The organism is Enterobacter cloacae complex sp. 2022EL-00981 (assembly GCF_028737495.1).
GTDB lineage: Bacteria > Pseudomonadota > Gammaproteobacteria > Enterobacterales > Enterobacteriaceae > Enterobacter > Enterobacter cloacae.
This window is the reverse complement of sequence record NZ_JAQZRK010000024.1, coordinates 17,675-43,958: the sequence shown is the minus strand read 5'-3', so window position 1 is coordinate 43,958 and position 26,284 is coordinate 17,675. Positions and strand designations below refer to the sequence as shown.

At 53.6% G+C, this 26,284-nt stretch carries 24 protein-coding genes; 18 read left to right on the top strand and 6 right to left on the bottom strand.

The annotated features are described in order from the left end of the window. Positions 1–9 precede the first annotated feature (9 nt). Both btuF and mtnN read right to left on the bottom strand, forming a co-directional pair. Positions 10–810, bottom strand: coding sequence for a vitamin B12 ABC transporter substrate-binding protein BtuF (gene btuF / locus PUZ33_RS18415; protein ID WP_023620756.1), 801 nt, complete (start codon positions 808–810; stop codon positions 10–12). After that, entirely contained in the window at positions 803–1,501 is a 699-nt protein-coding gene (mtnN, locus tag PUZ33_RS18410; protein WP_013095646.1) for a 5'-methylthioadenosine/S-adenosylhomocysteine nucleosidase, read from the bottom strand. The genes btuF and mtnN overlap by 8 nt, the downstream gene beginning before the upstream one ends. An 82-nt stretch (positions 1,502–1,583) precedes the next feature. On the opposite strand from mtnN, the gene dgt reads away from it, so the two are divergent. From dgt to cdaR, 3 genes are all read left to right on the top strand, one after another. After that, entirely contained in the window at positions 1,584–3,098 is a 1,515-nt protein-coding gene (dgt, locus tag PUZ33_RS18405) for a dGTPase (RefSeq protein ID WP_058680733.1), read from the top strand. A 131-nt stretch (positions 3,099–3,229) separates the two neighbouring features. After that, complete coding sequence (degP, locus tag PUZ33_RS18400) at positions 3,230–4,666, top strand: serine endoprotease DegP (RefSeq protein ID WP_013095648.1); 1,437 nt, start codon at positions 3,230–3,232, stop codon at positions 4,664–4,666. A 153-nt stretch (positions 4,667–4,819) separates the two neighbouring features. Beyond that, positions 4,820–5,977 (top strand): DNA-binding transcriptional regulator CdaR, encoded by a 1,158-nt coding sequence (gene cdaR / locus PUZ33_RS18395; RefSeq protein ID WP_013095649.1) that lies wholly within the window; start codon positions 4,820–4,822, stop codon positions 5,975–5,977. A 104-nt stretch (positions 5,978–6,081) separates the two neighbouring features. Here the strand turns inward: cdaR and PUZ33_RS18390 are convergent, their stop codons facing one another. From PUZ33_RS18390 to map, 4 genes are all read right to left on the bottom strand, one after another. Beyond that, entirely contained in the window at positions 6,082–6,471 is a 390-nt protein-coding gene (locus tag PUZ33_RS18390) for a DUF3461 family protein (protein WP_008501916.1), read from the bottom strand. A 111-nt stretch (positions 6,472–6,582) separates the two neighbouring features. Next, the gene (gene dapD / locus PUZ33_RS18385; RefSeq protein WP_013095650.1) at positions 6,583–7,407 is read right to left on the bottom strand and encodes a 2,3,4,5-tetrahydropyridine-2,6-dicarboxylate N-succinyltransferase; all 825 of its coding nucleotides are present in this window, start codon (positions 7,405–7,407) and stop codon (positions 6,583–6,585) included. A 32-nt stretch (positions 7,408–7,439) separates the two neighbouring features. Further along, positions 7,440–10,115, bottom strand: coding sequence for a bifunctional uridylyltransferase/uridylyl-removing protein GlnD (gene glnD / locus PUZ33_RS18380; RefSeq protein ID WP_014830707.1), 2,676 nt, complete (start codon positions 10,113–10,115; stop codon positions 7,440–7,442). A 63-nt stretch (positions 10,116–10,178) separates the two neighbouring features. Next, complete coding sequence (gene map / locus PUZ33_RS18375) at positions 10,179–10,973, bottom strand: type I methionyl aminopeptidase (protein WP_013095652.1); 795 nt, start codon at positions 10,971–10,973, stop codon at positions 10,179–10,181. A 321-nt stretch (positions 10,974–11,294) separates the two neighbouring features. Here map and rpsB point away from each other — a divergent pair, with 321 nt between their 5' ends. The 15 genes from rpsB (at position 11,295) to rnhB (ending at position 26,253) form a co-directional block, all read left to right on the top strand. Beyond that, positions 11,295–12,020: a 30S ribosomal protein S2 gene (gene rpsB / locus PUZ33_RS18370; protein WP_013095653.1), complete on the top strand. Its 726-nt coding sequence runs from the start codon at positions 11,295–11,297 to the stop codon at positions 12,018–12,020. A gap of 117 nt (positions 12,021–12,137) precedes the next feature. Then, a complete protein-coding gene (gene tsf, locus PUZ33_RS18365) occupies positions 12,138–12,989 on the top strand; it encodes a translation elongation factor Ts (RefSeq protein WP_014830708.1) in 852 nt (283 codons plus the stop codon). 151 nt (positions 12,990–13,140) lie between these two features. Next, positions 13,141–13,866: a UMP kinase gene (gene pyrH / locus PUZ33_RS18360; protein WP_003856194.1), complete on the top strand. Its 726-nt coding sequence runs from the start codon at positions 13,141–13,143 to the stop codon at positions 13,864–13,866. Positions 13,867–14,033: 167 nt separating this feature from the next. Then, positions 14,034–14,591, top strand: coding sequence for a ribosome recycling factor (gene frr, locus PUZ33_RS18355; protein WP_008501909.1), 558 nt, complete (start codon positions 14,034–14,036; stop codon positions 14,589–14,591). A 95-nt stretch (positions 14,592–14,686) separates the two neighbouring features. Continuing rightward, entirely contained in the window at positions 14,687–15,886 is a 1,200-nt protein-coding gene (gene ispC / locus PUZ33_RS18350) for a 1-deoxy-D-xylulose-5-phosphate reductoisomerase (RefSeq protein ID WP_058680735.1), read from the top strand. Between the two features lie 186 nt (positions 15,887–16,072). Further along, positions 16,073–16,831: a (2E,6E)-farnesyl-diphosphate-specific ditrans,polycis-undecaprenyl-diphosphate synthase gene (gene ispU / locus PUZ33_RS18345; RefSeq protein ID WP_028028110.1), complete on the top strand. Its 759-nt coding sequence runs from the start codon at positions 16,073–16,075 to the stop codon at positions 16,829–16,831. Between the two features lie 12 nt (positions 16,832–16,843). Continuing rightward, positions 16,844–17,701 carry a phosphatidate cytidylyltransferase gene (cdsA, locus tag PUZ33_RS18340; protein ID WP_013095657.1) on the top strand — a complete coding sequence of 286 codons (858 nt, stop codon included), beginning with the start codon at positions 16,844–16,846 and terminating at the stop codon, positions 17,699–17,701. A gap of 11 nt (positions 17,702–17,712) precedes the next feature. After that, on the top strand, positions 17,713–19,065 hold the full coding sequence (rseP, locus tag PUZ33_RS18335) for a sigma E protease regulator RseP (protein WP_014830712.1): 1,353 nt from the start codon (positions 17,713–17,715) through the stop codon (positions 19,063–19,065). 31 nt (positions 19,066–19,096) lie between these two features. Further along, the gene (bamA, locus tag PUZ33_RS18330) at positions 19,097–21,514 is read left to right on the top strand and encodes an outer membrane protein assembly factor BamA (protein WP_013095659.1); all 2,418 of its coding nucleotides are present in this window, start codon (positions 19,097–19,099) and stop codon (positions 21,512–21,514) included. 122 nt (positions 21,515–21,636) lie between these two features. Then, positions 21,637–22,131: a molecular chaperone Skp gene (skp, locus tag PUZ33_RS18325; RefSeq protein ID WP_013095660.1), complete on the top strand. Its 495-nt coding sequence runs from the start codon at positions 21,637–21,639 to the stop codon at positions 22,129–22,131. A 3-nt stretch (positions 22,132–22,134) separates the two neighbouring features. After that, positions 22,135–23,160 carry a UDP-3-O-(3-hydroxymyristoyl)glucosamine N-acyltransferase gene (gene lpxD / locus PUZ33_RS18320; RefSeq protein WP_013095661.1) on the top strand — a complete coding sequence of 342 codons (1,026 nt, stop codon included), beginning with the start codon at positions 22,135–22,137 and terminating at the stop codon, positions 23,158–23,160. Positions 23,161–23,264: 104 nt separating this feature from the next. Beyond that, positions 23,265–23,720: a 3-hydroxyacyl-ACP dehydratase FabZ gene (fabZ, locus tag PUZ33_RS18315; protein WP_010426706.1), complete on the top strand. Its 456-nt coding sequence runs from the start codon at positions 23,265–23,267 to the stop codon at positions 23,718–23,720. A gap of 3 nt (positions 23,721–23,723) precedes the next feature. Next, positions 23,724–24,512, top strand: a complete 789-nt coding sequence (lpxA, locus tag PUZ33_RS18310) for an acyl-ACP--UDP-N-acetylglucosamine O-acyltransferase (protein WP_013095662.1) — start codon at positions 23,724–23,726, stop codon at positions 24,510–24,512. Next, positions 24,512–25,660, top strand: coding sequence for a lipid-A-disaccharide synthase (gene lpxB / locus PUZ33_RS18305; protein ID WP_013095663.1), 1,149 nt, complete (start codon positions 24,512–24,514; stop codon positions 25,658–25,660). The genes lpxA and lpxB overlap by 1 nt, the downstream gene beginning before the upstream one ends. Continuing rightward, positions 25,657–26,253, top strand: coding sequence for a ribonuclease HII (rnhB, locus tag PUZ33_RS18300; RefSeq protein ID WP_013095664.1), 597 nt, complete (start codon positions 25,657–25,659; stop codon positions 26,251–26,253). Before lpxB ends, rnhB begins: the two co-directional genes overlap by 4 nt. The last annotated feature ends 31 nt before the right edge of the window (positions 26,254–26,284 follow it).

Genomic DNA, 26,284 nt, shown 5'->3' with positions numbered 1-26,284 from the left:
GGTCTTATGTTAATGACTCTCGGCCAGAGCGGCACAGAGTTGTTTTGCGGCGAGGATAATACGCGGGCTGGCGCGTTCAAACCAGTCGCTGGTGAGAGGGATCACCGGAATTTTTAGCTGGCTTTGCCAGAATTGTTCAATTTTAGGAATCTCGCTCGCATTTCCGACCACAACGATCGCCTGTGGTCGGCGAGCAAGAACCTGTTCCCGGCTGACCTGAGGCCACGGTATCCGGCTGGCCGCAAAGATATTTTCTCCGCCGCACACTTCCAGGACCTGATTCTGAATGGAGCCTTTCCCGGTGGTGAACAGCGGCTGGCTGCCAAACTGCAAAAAGATGCGCTTTTTAACGGGGGTATCGTATTTTGCTTTGAGTGCCGCATAGTCGCTGAGCAGTTGTTTTGCCGCATCCTCGGCTTTAGCCGGGGTTGGGCTGTAGGGCGCCAGAGCGCGTAACGCCTGAGCGACCTGCTCAATGCTCACGGCATCCACCCACATGACTTTTATCCCAAGCGACGTCAGTTGATTAACCTGCCGCTCTGCATTGCCGCCACGCCAGGCGAGCACGAGATCGGGCTTAAGCGCCACGATGCGCTCAAGGTTCATCCCTTGCCAGGTTGCGACCTGTTCAATATGCGCGGCCTGCGGTGGGTAATTGGAAAAGCTGCTTACACCAACGGGGGTGATACCGGCGGCAAACGCCAGTTCGGTGTTAGCGGGGGAGAGGGTAATCACACGCGGCGCGGCGCAGAGCCAGGCCGGTGCGAGCAGAAGCAGGGCGACCAGCGCCCTGATGGCATGTTTAGCCACGAGCCAGTTTCTGCACAAGGCTCTCCACCATCACGGTGGACTGTTTTGCCGCGACAACCAGGAATTCGTCGAAGCTGATATGAGACTGCTGATCGGCCACGTCAGATATGGCGCGGACCACCACGAACGGGACGTTGAAATTATGGCAAACGTGGGCAATCGCGGTCGCTTCCATCTCAACGGCGATAGCCTGCGGGAAGTTGTGACGGATTTTTGCCAGGCCGACGGAGCCATTGATGAAGGCATCACCGCTCACAATCAGGCCGCGTACGGCGTTGAGGTTCAGTTCAGCAATGCACTCTTCTGCCGCCGCAACCAGCTTATCGTCGGCCTTAAAGCCGGCCGGGCAACCTGGAAGCTGACCGTATTCGTAGCCGAATGCGGTAACGTCTGCATCGTGGTAACGCGCTTCATCGGAGACGACGATATCACCCACTTTCAGGGTCGGTGCCAGACCGCCTGCAGAGCCGGTGTTAACGATCACGTCTGGCTTGCAGCGCTCAAGCAACAGCGTTGCGCCCAGCGCAGCAGCAACCTTACCGATGCCTGATTTCAGCAGAGCCACGTCAACACCGTTCAGTTGACCGGTATAGATCTCACAACCCCCCAGAGAGAGAGTCTGACGGTTCTCAATTTTGTCACGCAGCAGCGTAACTTCTTCTTCCATTGCACCAATAATGCCGATTTTCATAGATTTACTCGCGATGTGCCTTGTTAAGATGCATAGTCTATCATGCGCTTAAGGGGAAACGCATTCTCACGCGGGGGAGCACATGTCACAGATCGATTTTCGCACCAAAATTAACTGGCACCGACGTTTCCGTTCGCCGCAGGGTGAAAAGAGCGAACATGAGATCCTGCGTATCTTCGAAAGCGATCGCGGGCGGATCATTAACTCGCCTGCCATTCGTCGTCTGCAGCAAAAGACCCAGGTGTTTCCGCTTGAGCGTAACGCTGCCGTACGCACACGCCTTACCCACTCAATGGAAGTTCAGCAGGTGGGGCGCTACATTGCCAAAGAGATTTTAAGCCGTCTCAAAGAGCAGCGCTTGCTGGAAACCTACGGTCTGGATGAGTTGACCGGGCCCTTTGAGAGTATTGTTGAGATGGCCTGCCTGATGCACGACATCGGCAATCCCCCGTTTGGTCACTTTGGCGAGGCGGCGATCAACGACTGGTTCAGGCAGCGACTCTTCCCGTCGGATGCCGTCAGCCAGCCGCTCAGTGATGACCGCTGCGTGGTGCGGGATTTACGTCTGCGTGAAGGCGAAGACGGGCTAAACGATCTGCGTCGTAAAGTGCGTCAGGATCTCTGTCATTTTGAAGGCAATGCGCAGGGGATACGGCTGGTGCACTCCCTGATGCGCATGAATCTGACCTGGGCACAGGTGGGATGCATCCTCAAATATACCCGTCCCGCCTGGTGGATGGGCGAAACGCCCGCTTCGCACAGCTATCTGATGAAAAAGCCGGGCTATTACCTCTCCGAAGAGGCCTATATTGAGCGGTTACGTAAAGAACTTTCATTGACTGCAAATGGCCGCTTCCCGTTGACGTGGATTATGGAAGCCGCCGATGACATCTCCTATTGCGTTGCTGACCTGGAAGACGCGGTTGAAAAAAGAATATTTAGCGTCGAGGAGCTTTATCAGCATCTTTATGATGCATGGGGGAAACATGAAAAAGGTTCGCTGTTTGCCCAGGTGGTCGAAAATGCCTGGGAAAAATCGCGTGCAAATACATTAAGCCGGAGCACCGAAGATCAGTTCTTTATGTATTTGCGGGTCAATACATTAAATAAACTGGTGCCTTACGCCGCCTCGCGCTTTATTGATAATTTGCCGATGATTTTTAGCGGCGAGTTCAATCATGCCTTGCTGGAGGATGACAGCAGCTTCAGCCAGTTGCTTGAGTTATATAAACATGTCGCGATGCGTCATGTATTCAGCCACCCGGATGTTGAACAGTTAGAGCTGCAGGGATACCGGGTAATCAGCGGCTTACTGGAAATATATCGCCCTCTGCTGCAATTGTCGGTCGATGAATTCAGCGAGCTGGTGGAACAAGAGCGCGTGCGACGAATACCGATTGAGTCCCGGCTTTATCAGAAACTTTCTATCCGTCATCGTCTGGCTTACGTTGAAGCCATCGGCAAACTGGATCGCCACTCACCGCAGTGGCCGGTGCTCGAATATTATTATCGCTGTCGTCTCATCCAGGACTATATCAGCGGAATGACCGATTTGTATGCCTGGGATGAGTACCGCAAGCTGATGGCGGTGGAATAATCCCGGAGTTTTGTAAAGACGACCAATAAATTTTTACTTTTTCCATAAACTTATCGCCGGAACTAAGCGGTATAAAACGAATCTGAGTTACACAGCAATTTTGCGTTATCTGTAAATCGAGATTGAGAAACATGAAAAAAACCACATTAGCAATGAGTGCACTGGCTCTGAGTTTAGGTTTAGCGCTGTCTCCTCTGACTGCTACTGCAGCCGAGACCGCGTCATCGGCAGCAACCGCGCAGCAGATGCCAAGCCTGGCACCGATGCTCGAAAAAGTGATGCCATCGGTGGTGAGTATTAACGTTGAGGGCAGCACGACCGTCAATACGCCGCGTATGCCGCGTAACTTCCAGCAGTTCTTCGGCGATAACTCGCCGTTCTGCCAGGACGGTTCGCCATTCCAGAGTTCTCCGTTCTGTCAGGGCGGTGGCGCAGGGGATGACGGCCAGGGCGGCGGCCAGCAGCAGAAATTCATGGCGCTTGGCTCGGGGGTTATTATTGATGCCGCGAAAGGGTATGTCGTTACCAACAACCACGTGGTGGATAACGCCAACAGCATTAAGGTTCAGCTGAGCGACGGGCGTAAATTTGACGCTAAAGTGGTGGGCAAGGACCCACGCTCTGATATCGCACTGATCCAGATTCAGGATCCTAAAAACCTGACGGCGATTAAAATTGCCGACTCCGACGCGCTGCGTGTCGGTGACTACACCGTGGCCATCGGTAACCCGTTCGGTCTGGGCGAAACCGTGACCTCGGGGATTGTTTCGGCGCTGGGCCGTAGCGGCCTGAACGCGGAGAACTATGAAAACTTCATCCAGACGGATGCGGCGATCAACCGCGGTAACTCCGGCGGTGCGCTGGTGAACCTGAACGGTGAGCTGATTGGTATTAACACTGCCATCCTGGCACCGGACGGCGGCAACATCGGTATCGGTTTTGCTATCCCAAGTAACATGGTGAAAAACCTGACCGCGCAGATGGTGCAGTACGGCCAGGTGAAACGCGGTGAGCTGGGTATCATGGGTACCGAGCTGAACTCTGAGCTGGCGAAAGCGATGAAAGTTGACGCCCAGCGCGGCGCGTTCGTGAGCCAGGTTATGCCGAACTCCTCCGCAGCAAAAGCGGGGATTAAAGCCGGGGATGTGATCACCTCCCTGAACGGTAAACCGATCAGCAGCTTTGCCGCCCTGCGTGCCGAAGTGGGCTCAATGCCAATTGGCAGCAAAGTCACCCTTGGCCTGCTGCGTGACGGTAAGGCGGTTAACGTGAGTCTGGAGCTGCAGCAGAGCAGTCAGAATCAGGTTGATTCCAGCACCATCTTCAGCGGTATTGAAGGGGCGGAGATGAGCAACAAAGGTGCAGATAAAGGCGTGGTGGTGAATAACGTGAAAGCGAATTCCCCGGCAGCCCGTATCGGCCTGAAAAAAGGTGATGTGATCATGGGTGCTAACCAGCAGCCAGTGAAAAACATCGCTGAACTGCGTAAAATTCTCGACAGCAAACCATCCGTGCTGGCGCTGAATATTCAGCGTGGTGATACTTCTATCTACCTTCTGATGCAATAATTCTCGTAAGCCCCTGCGTGATGTAAGCAGGGGCTTTTTTGTTTCTGTGACCCTTCCCACAAGTCCATACTTCACTGCCTGATTTTGTGCATTCGCACAATGCGACCGTAGCCGAACTCCCCTATGCTTGAGCTCTGCTCACAGGAGGGTTACATGGCTGGCTGGCATCTTGATACCAAAATGGCGCAGGATATCGTGGCGCGCACCATGCGCATCATCGATACCAATATCAACGTAATGGATGCCCGCGGGCGCATTATTGGCAGCGGCGATCGCGAGCGTATTGGGGAATTGCACGAAGGTGCACTGCTGGTGCTTTCCCAGGGGCGGGTCGTGGATATCGATGATGCCGTGGCGAAACACCTGCACGGCGTCCGTCAGGGCATCAATTTACCGCTGCGCCTTGAAGGGGAAATTGTTGGCGTAATAGGCCTGACCGGTGAACCCGAATCACTGCGTAAATATGGCGAGCTGGTCTGCATGACGGCGGAGATGATGCTGGAGCAGTCGCGCCTGATGCACCTGCTGGCCCAGGACAGCCGTCTGCGCGAAGAGCTGGTGATGAACCTGATTCAGGCAGAGGAGCATACGCCTGCGCTGAGCGAGTGGGCGCAGCGTCTGGGTATTGACCTGAACCAACCACGCGTCGTGGCGGTGATTGAGGTGGATAGCGGCCAGCTGGGGGTCGATAGCGCGATGGCTGAATTGCAGCAGCTACAAAACGCGCTGGCAACGCCGGAGCGCGACAACCTGGTGGCGATTGTATCCCTGACGGAAATGGTGGTGCTCAAGCCGGCGCTTAACGCGTTCGGTCGCTGGGATGCGGAAGATCACCGTCGTCGTGTGGAGCAGTTAATTTCCCGTATGAAAGAGAATGGTCAGCTGCGTTTTCGCGTCGCCCTGGGGAATTACTTTACCGGGCCTGGCAGTATCGCCCGCTCATGGCGTACGGCGCGTACCACGATGATGGTGGGTAAACAGCGAATGCCGGAAAGCCGCAGCTATTTTTATCAGGATCTGATGCTGCCGGTACTGCTCGACAGCCTGCGCGGTGGCTGGCAGGCCAATGAGCTGGCGCGTCCGCTCGCGCGTCTGAAAGCGATGGACAACAATGGTCTGCTGCGCCGGACGCTACAGGCGTGGTTCCGGCATAACGTGCAGCCGCTGGCGACGTCGAAAGCGCTGTTCATTCACCGCAACACGCTGGAGTATCGGCTCAACCGGATTTCGGAGCTGACAGGGCTGGATCTGGGAAGTTTTGACGACAGACTGCTGCTGTATGTGGCGTTGCAGCTGGATGAACAGCGATGATGCTGTTTGCCGGGTGGCGGCTTCGCCTTACCCGGCCTACATGATGGTTTTCTCCCTCTCCCTGTGGGAGAGGGCCGGGGTGAGGGCATCAGGCCGCACCCAACTTATTTGTTACGCGTTAATTTCTCAAGATCCGCTTCAATCTCGCTGATCTTATTAGTCACAACGCTTTCAAGGTGACGCAGATCGTCAAGGATCTTACGCTTGAGATCGACTTCGGTACGGTCGCGCTGGCAGATCTGATCGAGTTCATCGATCACATAGCGCAGGTTAGGGCTGATTTCCTGAACCTCTTTATATCCCTGTCCTACACCGTCTGCGACGACGGTCTTACGCTGGCGTGGGTATTTGAACTTCACGCTCTTGGCGAAAAACTCTCCTTTGTCCTTGTGAAAATAGATTTTTAAAATATCGTTGTTGGCTTCCTGGCGAAGGCTGTAACGATCAATTTCATCAGGATTGGTAATGCCCAGACTTTTCAGATTATCGTACATAGCGGTACCCTTGATCTCAACATAACCTTTGAATAATTAACGAAAAAATCTATTTTCGCCACCCTCAGATATGAAAAAAGCGGGGTTGCCCCCGCTTTTTGTTATATCCGATTAATCGATGGTGCGCAGCAATTCGTTGATGCCCACTTTACCGCGGGTTTTCGCGTCCACTTTCTTCACGATAACCGCACAGTACAGGCTGTACTTACCATCTTTAGACGGCAGGTTGCCGGAAACCACCACGGAGCCCGCCGGAACGCGGCCGTAATGGATTTCGCCGGTTTCACGGTCGTAAATACGGGTGCTCTGACCGATGTAAACGCCCATAGAGATTACTGAACCTTCTTCAACGATCACGCCTTCTACCACTTCAGAGCGCGCGCCGATGAAGCAGTTGTCTTCGATGATGGTTGGGTTAGCCTGCAGGGGTTCCAGTACGCCACCAATGCCGACGCCGCCGGACAGGTGAACGTTTTTACCGATCTGCGCGCAGGAGCCCACGGTTGCCCAGGTGTCCACCATGGTGCCTTCGTCTACATAGGCACCGATGTTTACGTAGGACGGCATCAGTACGGTGTTACGGGCGATGAACGCGCCCTGACGCACCGCAGCAGGTGGCACTACGCGGAAGCCTTCTTTCTGGAAACGCGCTTCGTCGTAATCAGCGAATTTCATTGGCACTTTATCGAAGTAGCGGCTTTCAGCTCCGTCGATAACCTGGTTATCGTTGATACGGAAAGAGAGCAGCACGGCTTTCTTCAGCCATTGATGAGTGACCCACTGACCGTCGATTTTTTCTGCTACACGCAGCGCGCCGGAATCCAGCAGAGAAATCACCTGATTAACCGCTTCGCGGGTAACGGTATCCACATTTGCCGGGGTAATCTCGGCGCGACGCTCAAAAGCGGACTCAATAACGTTCTGTAACTGCTGCATTGTTTACTCTTTCCATTTCACTAAAAAACACGTCACCCTTTATCGTTTGGATTGAGGGCTGCTGTCAACCGTTGTTGCACTTCAAGTTGCAGGTCATTATTAAGGGCACGCCGGTCCGCTGTTGCGATTATAAATAAATCTTCTACTCGCTCGCCAATGGTTGTAATTCGGGCTCCGTGGAGCGAAATTCCCAGATCGGCAAAGACCTGGCCGACGCGGGCGAGCAGTCCTGGCTGATCCAGGGCAATCAGCTCCAGGAACGATTTACGATCGGTGTGGGTCGGCAGGAAATTGACCTCGGTATCGACGGTAAAGTGGCGCAATTTTGCCGGCTGACGACGCGGCTGTGGTGGCTGCCAGCTGCGCTGGGTGATGGCCTGTTCCAGACCAAAACGTATCCCTTCATGACGATCCGACGACAGCGGGCTGCCGTCCGGCTCCAGCACAATAAAGGTGTCCATCGCCATGCCGTCGCGGGTGGTAAAAATCTGCGCGTCGTGCACGCTCAGGTTTCGTCTGTCCAGTTCAGCGCATACCGCAGCAAACAGATAAGGACGGTCCGGGCTCCAGATAAAGATCTCGGTACCACCGCGTGTCGCCTGCGGGCTGAGCAGGATCATCGGTTGCGACAAATCATGCTGTAGCAGATGCCGTGCATGCCAGGCCAGCTGGTTTGGGCTGTGGCGGACAAAGTAGTTGGCGCGACAGCGGGCCCAAATCTGATGCAATGCCTCTTCATCAATGTTGTCCATCCGCAGCAGGGCCAGAGCCTGCAGCTGATGATGGCGAACACGCTCTCGCATGTCCGGGGTATTTTGCATGCCGCGGCGCAGCTGTTTTTCGGTCGCAAAGTACAGTTCACGCAGCAGGCTCTGCTTCCAGCTGTTCCACAGCGTTTCGTTGGTGGCGCAGATATCGGCCACCGTCAGGCAGACCAGATAGCGCAGACGGTTTTCTGTTTGTACCTCTTCTGCGAACTGCTTGATCACTTCAGGATCCTGAATGTCACGGCGCTGAGCGGTAACCGACATCAGCAGGTGATGGCGGACCAGCCAGGCAACCAGCTGCGTTTCGCGCGAGTTCAGACCGTGCAGTTCGGCAAATTTCAGCACGTCCTGCGCGCCGAGCACCGAGTGGTCACCGCCGCGACCTTTGGCAATATCGTGGAACAGGGCGGCAATCAGGATCAGCTCCGGGTGGGTCAGACGTGGCCACAGCTCAACACAAAGCGGGTGACGGGAGCGCGTCTCTTCTTTCGCAAAGCTCTCCAGCTTGAGCATGACGCGGATCGTGTGTTCATCCACGGTATAGGCATGGAACAGATCGAACTGCATCTGCCCGACAATGTGCGACCATTGCGGCATATAGGCCCACAGTACGCTGTGACGGTGCATTGGCAGCAGCCCGCGACTGACGGCGCCCGGATGTCGGAGCATGCTCAGGAACAGCGAACGCGCTTCCGGGATATAGCACAGCGGCTGCGTCAGATGGCGGCGCGCATGGCGCAAATGGCGCAGGGTTGTGGAGTAGATCCCGGTGATCGTACTGTTGCGGACCATCGTATAGAACATCCGCAGGATCGCCTCCGGCTCGCGCATAAACAGGGTTTCGTCACGCAGATCGATAAGCGTGCCGCGCAGCTGGAACTCGTCATCGATGGGGCGCGGTTTTTCGTCCGCCGTCAGCGCAAGAATGGCTTCGTCGAACAGCTGTAGCAGCATCTGGTTGAGCTCGGTGACGCGGCGAGTCACGCGGAAGAAATCCTTCATCATATGCTCAACCGGTTCGTTACCCTCGCCGCTGTAGTTGAGGCGCTGGGCCACGCTGAGCTGGCGGTCGAACAACAGACGGTTATCGTAGCGATTAAGTTCAAGATGGAGGGCAAACCGAATGCGCCACAGTAGATGCAGACACTCGTTCAGCTCGTTTCGCTCGGCTTCGGTCAAAAAGCCAAAGCCCACCATCTCATCCAGCGAGGTGGCGCCGAAGTGGCGACGGGCCACCCACTGTAATGTGTGGATGTCGCGCAGGCCGCCGGGGCTGCTTTTAATATCCGGTTCAAGGTTATAGCTTGTGCCGTGATAGCGCTGGTGGCGCTGATTTTGTTCCTCGACCTTTGCGGCGAAGAACTTTTCTGACGGCCAGAAGCCGTCACTGAAAATGTGTTTTTGCAGTTCCAGGAACAACGCGACGTCGCCGATCAGCAGGCGGGTTTCGATCAGGTTAGTGGCAACGGTCAGATCCGATAACCCTTCCAGCAAACACTCTTCCAGGGTGCGCACGCTGTGGCCAACTTCCAGCTTGATATCCCAGAGCAGCGTCAGCAGTTCGCCAATCTTTTGCGCCTGTTCGTCCGGCAGCTTTTTGCGGCTTAAGATCAGTAAGTCGATATCGGAGAGCGGATGCAGCTCACCGCGGCCATAGCCCCCGACGGCAACCAGCGCCACGTCGCTGACCTGCCCGAACCCGTTCTCAATCCACAGGCGTTGCAGGAGCTGGTCGATAAATTCGGTGCGCGCTTCGATCAGCTGTTCAGCGGAAATGCCCGCGTCAAACGCGCTTCCCAGCCAGCGCTGGAAGACATCCATATGGGCTTTGATGCCGGCACAGCTCAGCTCGTGCTGCGGCCAGACGCCCGGGTTATCGGGCTGGTCGGGGAGGGTGGGAAGTGCTGTGTTAGCATACTGTTCGGGTAATAGATTACTCATCGTGCGCCACCCATAAGAAAAAGCTATAGCCATTAAAAAAGCCGGCATTTGCCGGCTTTTTTATCATTCATCGTGCGTCAGTATTGCCGGGATGGTGTCATCCTTGCGCAACGTCATAATTTCGCAGCCGTTGTCTGTTACCACAATAGTATGCTCGTACTGCGCAGACAAGCTTCTGTCTTTGGTTTTCACCGTCCAGCCATCTTTCATGGTGCGGATACGGTAGTCACCCGCGTTGACCATTGGCTCGATGGTGAAGGTCATGCCTTTTTGCAGCACTACGCCGCCGTCATCCGCATCATAGTGCAGAACCTGCGGCTCTTCGTGGAAGACGCGGCCAATGCCGTGACCACAATATTCGCGAACCACGGAGAAACCTTCCGCTTCCACAAACTTCTGGATAGCGGCACCAATGGTGCGCAGGCGAATGCCCGGTTTTACCATCTTCAGTGCCAGGTAGAGGCTCTCCTGCGTCACTTTACACAGGCGCTCGCCCAGGATGGTTGGCTTGCCCACGATAAACATCTTCGAGGTGTCACCGTGGTAATCATCTTTAATGACGGTGACGTCGATGTTGACGATGTCGCCATCTTTCAGCAGTTTTTCGTCGTCCGGAATACCGTGGCACACCACTTCATTTATAGAAATGCAGACGGATTTCGGGAAACCGTGGTAGCCGAGGCAGGCGGAGACCGCGTGCTGCTCGTTAACAATATAGTCGTTACAGATGCGGTCCAGTTCGCCGGTGCTGACGCCCGGTTTCACGAACGGCTCGATCATTTCCAGCACTTCCGCGGCCAGACGACCGGCGACGCGCATCTTTTCAATTTCTTCAGGGGTCTTAATAGAGATAGCCATGTAATCTGTCCATCGGTGTCGATTTTTTCGACAATACTAGTCTAAGTGCCGTCAATGGTACCAGTCAGGCGCACCCCGTGCCAAACTGAGAATCATTAACAGCACACTCAGCCAACAACTATTGGTTTCTGGCCGTGTTTTGTGGTATAAAGCGCGCCGGACTTCCGATCCATCTCAGATACACAGGCTGGACGGAAGCGACAAATCTCACTTTGTGTAACAACACACACGTATCGGCACATATTCCGGGGTGCCCTTCGGGGTCGGTAATATGGGATACGTGGAGGCATAACCCCAACTTTCAATATAGAGGTTTTAAACATGGCAACTGTTTCCATGCGCGACATGCTCAAGGCTGGTGTTCACTTTGGTCACCAGACCCGTTACTGGAACCCGAAAATGAAGCCTTTCATCTTCGGCGCACGTAACAAAGTTCACATCATCAACCTTGAGAAAACGGTACCAATGTTCAACGAAGCCCTGGCTGAGCTGAACAAGATCGCTTCCCGTAAAGGTAAGATTCTGTTCGTTGGTACTAAGCGCGCTGCAAGCGAAGCTGTGAAAGATGCTGCTAACAGCTGCGACCAGTTCTTCGTGAACCATCGCTGGTTGGGCGGCATGCTGACCAACTGGAAAACTGTTCGTCAGTCCATCAAGCGCCTGAAAGATCTGGAAACCCAGTCTCAGGACGGTACTTTCGACAAGCTGACTAAGAAAGAAGCGCTGATGCGCACTCGTGAGCTGGACAAGCTGGAAAACAGCCTGGGCGGTATCAAAGATATGGGCGGCCTGCCAGACGCGCTGTTCGTAATCGATGCAGACCACGAGCACATCGCAATCAAAGAAGCTAACAACCTGGGTATCCCGGTATTCGCTATCGTTGATACCAACTCCGATCCGGACGGTGTTGACTTCGTTATCCCGGGTAACGACGACGCAATCCGTGCTGTTAGCCTGTACCTGAGCGCTGTAGCTGCTACCGTTCGTGAAGGCCGTTCCCAGGATCTGGCTTCTCAGGCGGAAGAAAGCTTCGTAGAAGCTGAATAATAAGGTTTCACCCCTTATTAGTACCGTGTATGAATAGGGGCCCATTATCGGCCCCTTTTTTCAATTTATACTGTTTGGCCGCAGGCCGGGCAGTTCACATCTCCCGAGGATTTAAGAATGGCTGAAATTACCGCATCCCTGGTAAAAGAGCTGCGCGAGCGTACTGGCGCAGGCATGATGGATTGCAAAAAAGCGCTGACTGAAGCGAACGGCGACATCGAGCTGGCAATCGAAAACATGCGTAAATCCGGTGCGATCAAAGCAGCTAAAAAAGCAGGCAACGTTGCTGCTGACGGCGTGATCATCACTAAAATCGACGGCACCTACGGCATCATTCTGGAAGTTAACTGCCAGACTGACTTCGTTGCTAAAGATGGTGGTTTCCAGGCATTTGCTAACAAAGTTCTGGACGCAGCTGTTGCTGGCAAAATCACTGACGTTGAAGTTCTGAAAGCACAGTTCGAAGAAGAACGTGTTGCGCTGGTTGCTAAAATCGGTGAGAACATCAACATCCGTCGCGTGGCTTCCCTGGAAGGCGACGTTCTGGGTTCTTACCAGCACGGTGCGCGTATCGGTGTTCTGGTTGCGGCTAAAGGCGCTGACGAAGAGCTGGTTAAACAGCTGGCAATGCACATCGCTGCAAGCAAACCAGAATTCGTTAAGCCAGAAGACGTGTCTGCTGAAGTGGTAGAGAAAGAGTACCAGGTTCAGCTGGACATCGCGATGCAGTCTGGTAAGCCAAAAGAAATCGCAGAGAAAATGGTTGAAGGCCGCATGAAGAAATTCACCGGCGAAGTTTCTCTGACTGGCCAGCCTTTCGTTATGGATCCAAGCAAGTCCGTTGCTCAGCTGCTGAAAGAGCACAACGCTGACGTCACTGGCTTCATCCGCTTCGAAGTGGGCGAAGGCATTGAGAAAGTTGAGACTGACTTCGCAGCAGAAGTTGCTGCAATGTCCAAGCAGTCTTAATGATGAAAAAGGAGCCGCCTGAGGGCGGCTTCTTTTTGTCACCCGTCAGACGAAAATCAGACAGGATCCCGTATCGCTGTGCTGGTATGCGACATACTATGTCGCCAGAATTTACCCCCATCTTAATCGTTGACAGTCTCAGGAAAGAAACATGGCTACCAATGCAAAACCCGTGTACAAACGCATTCTGCTTAAGCTGAGTGGCGAAGCGCTGCAGGGATCGGAAGGCTTCGGTATTGACGCAAGCATTCTCGACCGCATGGCACAGGAGATCAAAGAACTTGTCGAACTGGGTATTCAGGTCGGCGTAGTCATTGGCGGTGGCAACCTTTTCCGTGGTGCTGGTCTGGCGAAAGCGGGGATGAACCGCGTTGTGGGCGACCATATGGGTATGCTGGCAACCGTGATGAACGGTCTGGCAATGCGTGATGCGCTCCATCGTGCCTATGTGAATGCCCGCCTGATGTCCGCTATTCCTTTGAATGGCGTGTGCGATAACTACAGCTGGGCAGAAGCCATCAGCCTGCTGCGCAACAACCGCGTGGTGATCCTCTCCGCCGGTACGGGTAACCCGTTCTTTACGACCGATTCCGCTGCCTGCCTGCGCGGTATCGAAATCGAAGCCGATGTGGTGCTGAAAGCCACCAAAGTGGATGGCGTGTTTACCGCCGACCCGGCAAAAGATCCCTCTGCTACCATGTACGATCAGCTGTCCTACAGCGAAGTACTGGAAAAAGAGCTGAAAGTGATGGATCTTGCCGCCTTCACGCTGGCTCGCGACCACAAACTGCCGATCCGTGTCTTCAACATGAACAAGCCTGGCGCGCTGCGTCGCGTGGTCATGGGTGAAAAAGAAGGCACATTGATCACGGAATAATTTCCGTCGGCGATAAATACAGGTAAGATTCCGCTTTATTTTGTAGTGGTATCTTACCCGGGCGCGCCTTTGGCGTTGTCATGAATTAAACGCGACTATACTTAGCACACCTGTAGCGCTGTGCTGGCGGATAGTCTGCCTGAGACAAGTTTTCAAGGATTCGTAACGTGATTAACGACATCAGAAAAGATGCTGAAGTACGCATGGAAAAATGCGTAGAAGCGTTCAAAACCCAAATCAGCAAGATCCGTACTGGCCGTGCTTCCCCAAGCCTGCTGGATGGCATCATCGTAGAGTACTACGGTACGCCAACCCCGCTGCGTCAGCTGGCGAGCGTTACCGTAGAAGATACCCGTACGCTGAAAATCAACGTGTTCGATCGTTCTATGGGCCCGGCGGTTGAGAAAGCGATCATGGCGTCTGACCTTGGTCTGAACCCAAGCTCTGCGGGTGCTGATATCCGTGTTCCGCTGCCTCCGCTGACGGAAGAGCGTCGTAAAGACCTGATCAAAGTGGTGCGTGGTGAAGCTGAGCAGGGTCGTGTTTCCGTGCGTAACGTCCGTCGCGACGCGAACGATAAAGTGAAAGCGCTGCTGAAAGAAAAAGAGATCAGTGAAGATGACGATCGTCGTTCCCAGGACGACATTCAGAAAATGACTGACGCGGCCATCAAGAAAATTGATGCGGCGCTGGCAGATAAAGAAGCGGAACTGATGCAGTTCTGATTTCTGTCGTACACTGATAAACGCCGTTCAGAGGGACTTCGGGTCTTGCTGGCGGCGTTTTGCTTTTATCTGGTCTAACTTTTTTCGGGCATCTCATGAAGCATTTAACTCTCCTTGGCTCAACCGGATCTATCGGTTGCAGCACTCTCGACGTTGTACGCCACAACCCCGCGCTTTACACCGTGACAGCACTGGTGGCCGGGAAGAATGTGCAGCGAATGGTCGAGCAGTGTCTGGAGTTTACGCCCCGCTATGCGGTAATGGATGACGAAGAGAGCGCCCGCCAGCTGAAAGCCGTTCTGCAAGAGAAGGGCTGTCGTACCGAGGTCCTGAGCGGGCAACAGGCTGCCTGTGAGATGGCTGCGCTGGATGAGGTCGATCAGGTGATGGCCGCCATTGTTGGCGCGGCCGGGTTGCTGCCGACGCTGGCCGCCATCGATGCCGGTAAAGATGTTCTGCTGGCGAATAAAGAGTCGCTGGTGACCTGCGGACGCCTGTTTATGGAGGCGGTTAAGCAGCGCGGAGCACGACTTTTGCCGGTCGACAGCGAGCACAACGCCATTTTTCAGAGTTTACCGCAACCTTTTCAGCAGAACCTGGGGTACGCTGACCTGGAGCAGAATGGGGTTGTATCGATTTTGCTTACCGGGTCTGGTGGCCCGTTTCGTGAAACGCCACTGACTGAACTGAGCGCAATGACGCCGGATCAGGCGTGCCGTCATCCGAACTGGTCAATGGGGCGTAAGATCTCCGTTGACTCTGCCACTATGATGAACAAAGGTCTGGAATACATTGAAGCTCGCTGGCTGTTTAACGCGTCGGCGAAACAGATGGAAGTGCTGATCCACCCGCAATCGGTGATTCACTCGATGGTGCGCTATCAGGACGGCAGCGTGCTGGCGCAACTGGGAGAGCCGGATATGCGTACGCCAATTGCACATGCAATGGCATGGCCTGAACGCGTGAAATCTGGCGTGAAGCCACTCGATTTTTGCAAGCTGAGTTCCCTGACGTTCAGTGAACCTGACTACGATCGTTATCCGTGTCTTAAGCTTGCAATGAATGCCTTTGACCAGGGGCAGGCGGCGACGACGGCACTCAATGCAGCCAATGAAATTACCGTTGAAGCATTTCTGAATCAGCAGATCCGTTTCACCGATATCGCTATGCTGAATTTGTCGGTACTGGAGTTGATGGATCTGCGCGAACCACAAAGCGTGGAAGAGGTGCTGGCGGTGGATGAGCAGGCTCGTATTATTGCGCGCAAACAGGTGACACGTCTCGCAAGCTGGTGATAAAGCAAGCACTAGTCGTCGTGCTATTTGTTAGCGTTGGGCTTCGGTGATATAGTCTGCGCCACCTGATCGCAGGTATTTGACTTTAAGTGGTCAGGTAAGCCGTGGTTTGACACGGCTTTTTTACGTATAGGCTTCAGTATTCCTGAGTACCGTTAAATCCTTTTCAGGGACTAAAAACGCGTTATGTTGTCTGCGAATCAACCAATAAGCGAAAACTTGCCAGCTCATGGCTGCCGTCATGTAGCAATCATCATGGATGGCAATGGCCGCTGGGCGAAAAGACAAGGGAAGATACGAGCCTTTGGGCATAAAGCTGGGGCGAAATCTGTTCGCCGCGCCGTCTCTTTTGCCGCCAATAACGGCATTGATGCGTTAACGCTCTATGCTTTTAGCAGTGAAAACTGGAATCGACCTGCGCAGGAAGTGACTGCGTTGATGGAACTGTTTGTGTGGGCGCTCGACAGCGAAGTAAAAAGCCTGCACCGCCACAACGTGCGCCTGCGTGTCATTGGCGAAACCAGTCGTTTTAACTCACGTTTGCAGGAACGGATTCGTAAAGCAGAAGCGCTGACTGAAAATAACACGGGTCTGACGCTGAATATCGCGGCGAATTACGGTGGACGCTGGGATATTATCCAGGGGGTTCGGCACCTGGCCGAACAGGTTCAGGAAGGGTTGTTGAGACCCGACCAAATTGATGAAGACGCGCTGAGCAAGCAAATCTGCATGAATGAACTGGCACCTGTGGATTTGGTAATTAGGACAGGGGGAGAACATCGCATAAGTAACTTTTTGCTGTGGCAAATTGCCTATGCCGAACTTTACTTTACGGATGTGCTTTGGCCCGATTTTGATGAACAAGACTTTGAAGGTGCGCTGCATGCCTTTGCCAATCGAGAGCGTCGTTTCGGCGGCACCGAGCCTGGTGGCGACAAAGCCTGATGGGGGTAGCTTTTGCTGAAGTATCGCCTGATTTCCGCTTTTGTATTAATACCCATTGTCATTGCGGCGCTGTTTTTACTGCCCCCGGTGGGATTTGCTATTGTCACGCTGGTGGTGTGTATGCTGGCCGCGTGGGAATGGGGACAGTTTAGCGGCTTTACGTCGCGCAGTCAGCGGGTATGGCTGGCGGTACTCTGTGGCTTGATCCTGGCCCTGATGCTGTTTACCTTGCCTGAATATCACCATGATATTCACCAACCACTGGTTGCCGGGTCCCTGTGGGTATCGTTGGCCTGGTGGATCGCCGCCCTTGTTTTGGTGCTTTTTTATCCAGGCTCCGCGGCGTTGTGGCGCAATTCAAAAGTGCTGCGCCTTATATTTGGTCTTCTTACCATCGTGCCTTTTTTCTGGGGCATGGTTGCCCTGCGCGCCTGGCACTACGACGAAAACCACTACAGCGGTGCGATTTGGCTGCTTTATGTGATGATTCTGGTCTGGGGGGCTGACTCTGGGGCCTATATGTTTGGTAAACTGTTCGGCAAACATAAACTGGCTCCGAAGGTGTCGCCTGGTAAAACCTGGCAAGGATTCATCGGCGGCCTGTTTACGGCAGCGATTATCTCCTGGGGCTATGGCGTCTGGGCGAATCTGGACATTGCACCGTCAATACTGCTGGTGTGTTCGATTTTTGCCGCGCTGGCCTCGGTACTCGGTGATTTAACCGAAAGTATGTTCAAGCGAGAAGCAGGGATTAAGGACAGCGGACACCTGATTCCAGGGCATGGCGGGATACTGGATCGCATTGACAGCCTGACAGCGGCTGTTCCCGTGTTTGCTTGTCTGCTTTTACTGGTATTCGGGACGATTTAACGGAAGGTTTTATGCTGAGCATTCTCTGGAATCTGGCGGCGTTCATTGTTGCACTGGGTGTACTGATTACCGTGCATGAATTTGGCCATTTCTGGGTTGCTCGCCGTTGCGGTGTGCGCGTGGAGCGGTTCTCCATCGGTTTTGGCAAATCGCTCTGGACGCGTACCGACCGTCACGGCACGGAATTTGTCATCGCCCTTATCCCGCTCGGTGGCTACGTCAAAATGCTCGACGAACGTGTTGAGCCTGTGGCCCCTGAGCTTCGACACAGCGCGTTTAACAACAAAACCGTTGGACAACGTGCCGCCATCATTGCTGCCGGACCGGTAGCCAATTTCATCTTTGCTATCTTCGCTTACTGGCTGGTGTTTATCATCGGCGTTCCGGGCGTGCGTCCGGTTGTCGGTGAAATCGCCCCCAATTCCATCGCGGCGAGTGCGCAAATTACGCCGGGGATGGAACTTAAAGCGATTGATGGTATCGAAACCCCTGATTGGGATGCCGTGCGACTGCAACTGGTAGCCAAAATCGGTGATGAGCAGACCACGGTCAGCGTGTCGCCGTTTGGCTCTGACCAGCGACAGAATAAAGTGCTGGATTTGCGTCACTGGAGTTTCGAGCCAGACAAAGAAGATCCCGTCTCTGCGCTGGGGATTCGCCCACGTGGTGCGCAGATCGAACCGATATTAGCCGAAGTTCAGGCAAATTCGGCGGCGAGCAAAGCGGGTTTGCAAGCTGGCGACAGGATCGTTAAAGTCGATGGTCAGCCATTAACACAGTGGATGACCTTTGTTACTCTGGTGCGCGATAATCCGGGTACGTCGCTCGCGCTGGAAGTTGAAAGGCAGGGTAGTCCACTCTCGCTGACGCTGATCCCGGATAGCAAATCGGTCGGCAAAAAGGCAGAAGGGTTTGCAGGCGTTGTGCCTAAAGTGATCCCGCTGCCTGATGAGTACAAGACAATACGCCAGTATGGGCCGTTTAGCGCCATCCTTGAAGCCACGGATAAAACATGGCAACTGATGAAGCTGACGGTAAACATGTTGGGGAAATTGATAACCGGTGATGTGAAACTGAACAACCTCAGTGGGCCAATTTCGATAGCTCAGGGGGCTGGGATGTCAGCGGAGTTCGGGGTGATTTACTATCTCATGTTTCTCGCGCTCATTAGCGTGAACCTTGGGATCATCAACCTGTTCCCGCTTCCCGTTTTAGACGGGGGTCATCTGCTGTTTTTAGCGATTGAAAAGCTAAAAGGCGGGCCGGTATCCGAGCGAGTTCAAGACTTTAGTTATCGCATTGGCTCGATTTTGCTGGTGCTGTTAATGGGGCTTGCACTTTTCAATGATTTCTCTCGGTTGTAAGAGAGTTAGTTAGGAAGAACGCATAATAACGATGGCGATGAAAAAGTTGCTCATAGCGTCGCTGCTGTTTAGCAGCGCCACCGTATACGGTGCTGACGGGTTCGTAGTGAAAGACATTCATTTCGAAGGCCTTCAGCGTGTCGCCGTTGGTGCGGCCCTCCTCAGTATGCCTGTGCGCCCCGGCGATACGGTTAATGATGATGACATCAGTAACACCATCCGTGCTCTGTTTGCCACCGGCAACTTTGAGGATGTCCGCGTCCTGCGCGATGGTGATACGCTGCTGGTTCAGGTAAAAGAACGTCCAACGATCGCCAGTATCACTTTCTCCGGTAACAAGTCGGTGAAAGATGACATGCTCAAGCAGAACCTTGAAGCATCCGGTGTTCGTGTGGGGGAATCTCTGGACCGCACCACCCTTTCAGACATTGAAAAAGGTCTGGAAGACTTCTATTACAGCGTCGGTAAGTACAGCGCCAGCGTGAAAGCGGTGGTGACTCCGCTGCCGCGTAACCGTGTTGACCTGAAGCTGGTCTTCCAGGAAGGCGTCTCGGCGAAGATCCAACAGATCAACATCGTCGGGAACCACGCGTTCACTACCGACGAACTGATCTCCACCTTCCAGCTGCGTGACGAAGTGCCGTGGTGGAACGTGGTGGGCGATCGCAAATACCAGAAACAGAAACTGGCGGGCGACCTCGAAACCCTGCGCAGCTACTATCTGGATCGCGGTTATGCCCGTTTCAACATCGACTCGACTCAGGTGAGTCTGACCCCGGACAAGAAAGGGATCTACATTACGATTAACATCACAGAAGGCGATCAGTACAAGCTTTCGGGTGTTGAAGTAAGTGGCAACCTGGCGGGGCATTCTGCCGAGATCGAATCGCTGACCAAAATTCAGCCAGGCGATCTGTACAGCGGTTCTAAAGTAACCAAAATGGAAGACGGCATTAAGAAGCTGCTCGGCCGCTATGGTTATGCCTATCCGCGTGTTCAAACTCAGCCAGAAATCAACGATGCGGATAAAACCGTTAAGCTTCACGTCAACGTTGATGCGGGCAACCGTTTCTACGTGCGTAAGATCCGCTTCGAAGGTAACGACACCTCCAAAGATTCTGTTCTGCGTCGCGAAATGCGCCAGATGGAAGGTGCATGGTTAGGTAGCGACCTCGTTGACCAGGGTAAAGAGCGTCTGAACCGTCTGGGCTATTTTGAAACTGTTGATACTGATACCCAGCGTGTGCCGGGCAGCCCGGACCAGGTTGACGTCGTTTACAAGGTGAAAGAGCGTAATACCGGTAGCTTTAACTTCGGTGTGGGCTACGGTACTGAAAGCGGCGTGAGCTTCCAGGTGGGCGTTCAGCAGGATAACTGGCTGGGTACCGGTTACTCAGTTGGCATCAACGGAACCAAAAACGACTACCAGACCTACTCTGAGTTCTCTGTTACTAACCCATACTTCACCGTCGATGGTGTGAGCCTGGGTGGTCGTATCTTCTATAACGACTTTAAAGCAGACGACGCGGATCTGTCTTCCTACACCAACAAGAGCTACGGTGTAGATGGTACGCTTGGATTCCCGGTTAACGAATACAACACCCTGCGTGCGGGCTTAGGTTACGTGCATAACGACCTGTCCAATATGCAACCGCAGGTGGCAATGTGGCGTTATCTGGACTCTATCGGCCAGTCGGCGAGCACCTCCAGCGATAACAACGGTTTTGCTGCGGATGACTTCACCTTCAACTACGGCTGGACGTATAACCGCCTTGACCGTGGTTACTTCCCTACGGAAGGTTCTCGTGTCAACCTGAATGGTAAAGTGACTATTCCAGGGTCTGATAACGAGTTCTACAAGTTAACGCTTGATACTGCCTCGTACTTCCCGATCGATGACGATCATAAGTGGGTGGTTCTGGGTCGTACCCGTTGGGGCTATGGCGATGGTTTAGGCGGCAAAGAGATGCCGTTCTATGAGAACTTCTACGCCGGTGGTTCCAGTACCGTTCGTGGCTTCCAGTCCAACAACATTGGTCCGAAAGCGGTTTATTACGGCGGTAATGACGAAGATAACTGCGCAAGCCGGGATCCAAAACAGGTTTGTAGCTCTGATGATGCGGTAGGCGGTAACGCCATGGCCGTGGCGAGCCTTGAGTTCATCACGCCAACGCCATTTATCAGTGATAAATACGCCAACTCAGTCCGTACGTCCTTCTTCTGGGATGCCGGTACCGTGTGGGATACCAACTGGGAGAACACTGCCCAGATGCGTGCGGCAGGTGTTCCAGACTACAGCGATCCGGGCAATATTCGCATGTCTGCAGGTATCGCATTACAATGGATGTCACCGCTGGGGCCGTTGGTCTTCTCTTACGCCCAGCCGTTTAAGAAATATGATGGAGATAAGTCGGAGCAATTCCAGTTTAACATTGGTAAAACCTGGTAATTCTCCGCGGCAAAGGAATGCGTTGGCAGTGTAGCGCTGACAACCGGCGATCGGTAAAACGATCGCCTTGCCACGCAAAGAACGGTACCTTCTGGTGCCAATGGGATGGTAAGGAGTTAATTGTGAAAAAGTGGTTATTAGCTGCAGGTCTCGGTTTAGCGATGGCAACTTCTGCTCAGGCAGCAGACAAAATTGCAATCGTCAACATGGGTAATTTGTTCCAGCAGGTTGCACAGAAAACTGGCGTTTCTGCGACTCTGGAAAACGAATTCAAAGGCCGTGCAAGCGAACTGCAGGGTATGGAAAACGATCTTCAGTCCAAAATGCAGCGTCTGCAGCGTGATGGTTCTACCATGAAATCAAGCGAGCGCAGCAAACTGGAAAAAGACGTAATGGCTCAGCGCCAGACGTTCTCCCAGAAAGCGCAGGCTTTCGAGCAGGATCGTCAGCGTCGTTCTAACGAAGAGCGTGGCAAGCTGGTGACTCGCATTCAGACTGCTGTTAAAGCAGTTGCTGCCGATCAGAACATCGATCTGGTTGTTGATGCGAACGCCGTTGCTTTCAACAGCAGCGATGTTAAAGACATCACCGCTGATGTTCTGAAACAGGTTAAATAAGTAATGCCTTCAATTCGACTGGCTGATTTAGCTCAGCAGTTGGATGCAGAATTACACGGTGATGGCGATATCGTCATCACCGCTGTTGCGTCCATGCAATCTGCTAAAGCTGGCAATATTACCTTCATGGTAAGCCCTAAGTACCGTGAACATCTGGCTCAATGCCAGGCGTCGGCTGTTGTTCTGACGCAGGACGATCTTCCGTTTGCCACTGGTGCGGCACTGGTAGTGAAAAATCCCTACCTGACGTATGCTCGCATGGCACAAATTCTTGATACCACGCCGCAGCCGGCGCAAAACATTGCTGCCAGTGCAGCAATCGATCCGACGGCTCAGCTGGGTAACAACGTAGCAGTCGGCGCAAATGCCGTGATCGAGTCTGGCGTCGTACTGGGCGATAACGTCGTCATCGGCCCGGGCTGCTTCGTTGGGAAAAACACAAAAATCGGCGCCGGGACACGTTTGTGGGCCAATGTGTCCGTCTACCACGAAGTTGAAATCGGCGAAAATTGCCTCGTTCAGTCCAGCACAGTGATTGGTTCTGACGGTTTTGGCTACGCTAACGATCGTGGTAATTGGGTTAAGATCCCGCAACTTGGTCGCGTTATCATTGGCGATCGCGTTGAGATCGGAGCCTGTACCACCATTGACCGTGGTGCGCTTGACGATACCATTATCGGCAACGGTGTTATTATCGATAATCAGTGCCAGATTGCGCATAACGTTGTGATTGGCGACAATACCGCGGTTGCAGGTGGCGTTATCATGGCAGGCAGTCTGAAAATTGGCCGTTACTGCATGATTGGCGGTGCCAGCGTGATCAATGGTCATATGGAAATATGCGACAAGGTCACCGTGACGGGAATGGGCATGGTAATGCGTCCTATCACTGAGCCAGGCGTCTATTCCTCAGGCATCCCGCTGCAACCTAACAAGGTATGGCGTAAAACAGCAGCTCTGGTGATGAATATTGATGATATGAGCAAGCGACTCAAGTCCCTTGAGCGTAAGATCGATCAACAAGACTAAGCGTTCATCTTTTTAACGCTTAATTTCCCGGCCTGTCGGCTTTCTTTTAAACCGGCAGGCCGTGTTATTATTGCTAATCAGTACATTTTGACAGGAAGAGTATTTTGACTACCGACACTCATACTCTGCATATTGAAGAGATTTTAGAACTTCTGCCGCACCGCTACCCGTTTTTGCTGGTAGACCGTGTGCTGGATTTTGAAGAAGGTCGTTTTCTGCGCGCAGTGAAAAATGTCTCCGTTAACGAGCCATTCTTCCAGGGGCACTTCCCTGGTAAACCCATCTTCCCGGGTGTGTTGATCCTGGAAGCGATGGCACAAGCTACCGGTATTCTTGCGTTTAAAAGCGTAGGCAAACTGGAGCCGGGTGAACTGTACTACTTCGCGGGTATCGATGAAGCGCGCTTCAAGCGTCCTGTCGTGCCTGGTGATCAGATGATCATGGAAGTCACTTTTGAAAAAACGCGTCGTGGCCTGACTCGCTTTAAAGGCGTAGCGCTGGTTGACGGCAAAGTTGTTTGCGAAGCGACGATGATGTGTGCTCGTAGCCGGGAGTCCTGATACGTGATTGATAAATCTGCCTTTATTCATCCTACCGCCATTGTGGAAACCGGCGCCATTATTGGTGCTAATGTCCACATTGGCCCGTTCTGTATTGTTGGTCCCCATGTCGAAATTGGTGAGGGTACAGTACTGAAATCTCACGTTGTCGTGAATGGTCATACGACCATTGGCAGCAACAATGAGATCTATCAGTTCGCCTCCATCGGCGAAGTTAACCAGGATTTAAAATATGCTGGTGAGTCGACCCGTCTGGAAATTGGCGATCGTAACCGTATCCGCGAAAGCGTCACCATTCATCGTGGAACAGTACAGGGTGGTGGGTTGACGAAGGTGGGCAGCGATAACCTGTTTATGGTTAATGCGCACATCGCGCACGACTGTACCGTAGGTGACCGCTGTATTCTTGCCAACAACGCAACGCTGGCAGGACACGTATCGGTTGATGATTTCGCAATTATTGGCGGTATGACCGCAGTCCATCAGTTCTGCATCATTGGTGCACACGTGATGGTCGGCGGATGCTCCGGTGTGGCGCAGGACGTCCCACCGTATGTAATTGCGCAGGGCAACCATGCCACGCCATTCGGCGTGAACATCGAAGGCCTCAAGCGTCGTGGCTTTAGTCGCGAAGCGATTACGGCTATCCGCAACGCGTATAAGTTACTGTACCGTAGCGGCAAAACGCTGGAAGAGGCGAAGCCGGAAATTGCCGAACTGGCGGAAAAGCACCCTGAAGTGAACGCGTTCATGGAATTCTTTGACCGTTCCACAAGGGGTCTGATTCGTTAATGGTCGACAGTCGTCCGCTTACGATAGCCCTGGTCGCCGGAGAAACCTCCGGCGATATTCTTGGTGCCGGTCTTATCCGCGCGCTTAAGGCTCGCGTACCTGATGCTCGCTTTGTTGGCGTTGCAGGCCCGCTAATGCAGGCTGAAGGCTGCGAAGCCTGGTACGAAATGGAAGAGCTGGCCGTGATGGGCATTGTTGAAGTGCTGGGGCGACTGCGTCGTCTGCTGCATATCCGCGCCGATCTTACCCGCCGCTTCACCGAGCTCAAACCCGATGTCTTTGTCGGTATTGATGCGCCTGACTTCAACATTACCCTCGAAGGGAATCTGAAAAAGCAGGGCATTAAAACCATTCACTACGTCAGTCCGTCCGTCTGGGCGTGGCGACAGAAACGCGTTTTCAAAATCGGACGGTCAACCAATCTGGTGCTGGCTTTCCTGCCTTTCGAAAAAGCGTTTTACGACAAATTTAACGTTCCGTGCCGTTTTATCGGGCATACCATGGCGGATGCGATGCCGCTGGATCCGGATAAAAACGCAGCGCGTGACGTGCTGGGGATCCCTCACGATGCGCACTGTCTGGCTCTTCTGCCGGGTAGCCGTGGCGCAGAAGTAGAGATGCTTAGCGCGGACTTCCTGAAAACCGCGCAAATTCTGCGCGATACCTATCCCGATCTCGAAGTGGTTGTGCCGCTGGTGAACGCCAAGCGCCGGGAGCAGTTTGAGCGTATCAAAGCCGAGGTTGCACCGGATCTTCACATCCATCTGCTGGATGGAAAAGGCCGTGAGGCGATGGTCGCGAGCGATGCCGCGCTGCTGGCCTCCGGTACGGCAGCCCTGGAGTGCATGCTGGCGAAATGTCCGATGGTGGTAGGCTATCGCATGAAGCCGTTCACCTTCTGGCTGGCTAAACGCCTGGTGAAGACGGAGTACGTTTCGCTGCCAAACCTGCTCGCCGGGCGTGAACTGGTGAAAGAGCTTCTGCAGGACGAGTGTCAGCCTCAGGCGCTGGCCGATGCGCTGCTACCGCTGCTTGCCAACGGCAAGACCAGCCACCAGATGCATGATACGTTCCGCGAACTGCATCAGCAGATCCGCTGTAATGCCGATGAGCAAGCGGCTGATGCGGTGCTGGAGTTAGCAAGATGATGGAATTTATTTATCCTCACACCCACCTTGTTGCGGGTGTGGACGAAGTGGGCCGTGGCCCGTTAGTGGGCGCTGTCGTGACCGCGGCGGTGATCCTCGATCCTGCCCGTCCGATTATCGGGTTGAATGACTCCAAAAAGCTTTCAGAAAAGCGCCGACTGGCGTTATTTGATGAGATTCAGGAAAAAGCATTAGCCTGGAGCCTTGGGCGTGCCGAGCCGCATGAAATTGACGAGCTGAACATCCTGCATGCCACAATGCTGGCGATGCAGCGTGCGGTGGCGGGGCTGAAAATTGCCCCGGAGTATGTTCTTATTGACGGCAACCGTTGCCCTGCATTACCAGTGCCTTCCATGGCGGTAGTAAAAGGGGATAGCCGGGTCGCGGAAATCAGTGCGGCTTCTATTATTGCCAAAGTGACTCGCGATGCTGAAATGGCCGCGCTGGATCTCACTTACCCTCAGTATGGCTTCGCTCAGCATAAAGGGTATCCTACAGCCTTCCACCTGGAAAAGCTGGCTGAACATGGCGCAACCGAGCATCACCGGCGCAGTTTTGGCCCAGTGAAACGCGCGCTGGGACTGGTGTCCTGAATCAATACGCAAGCAATTAAGTAACGCGGAA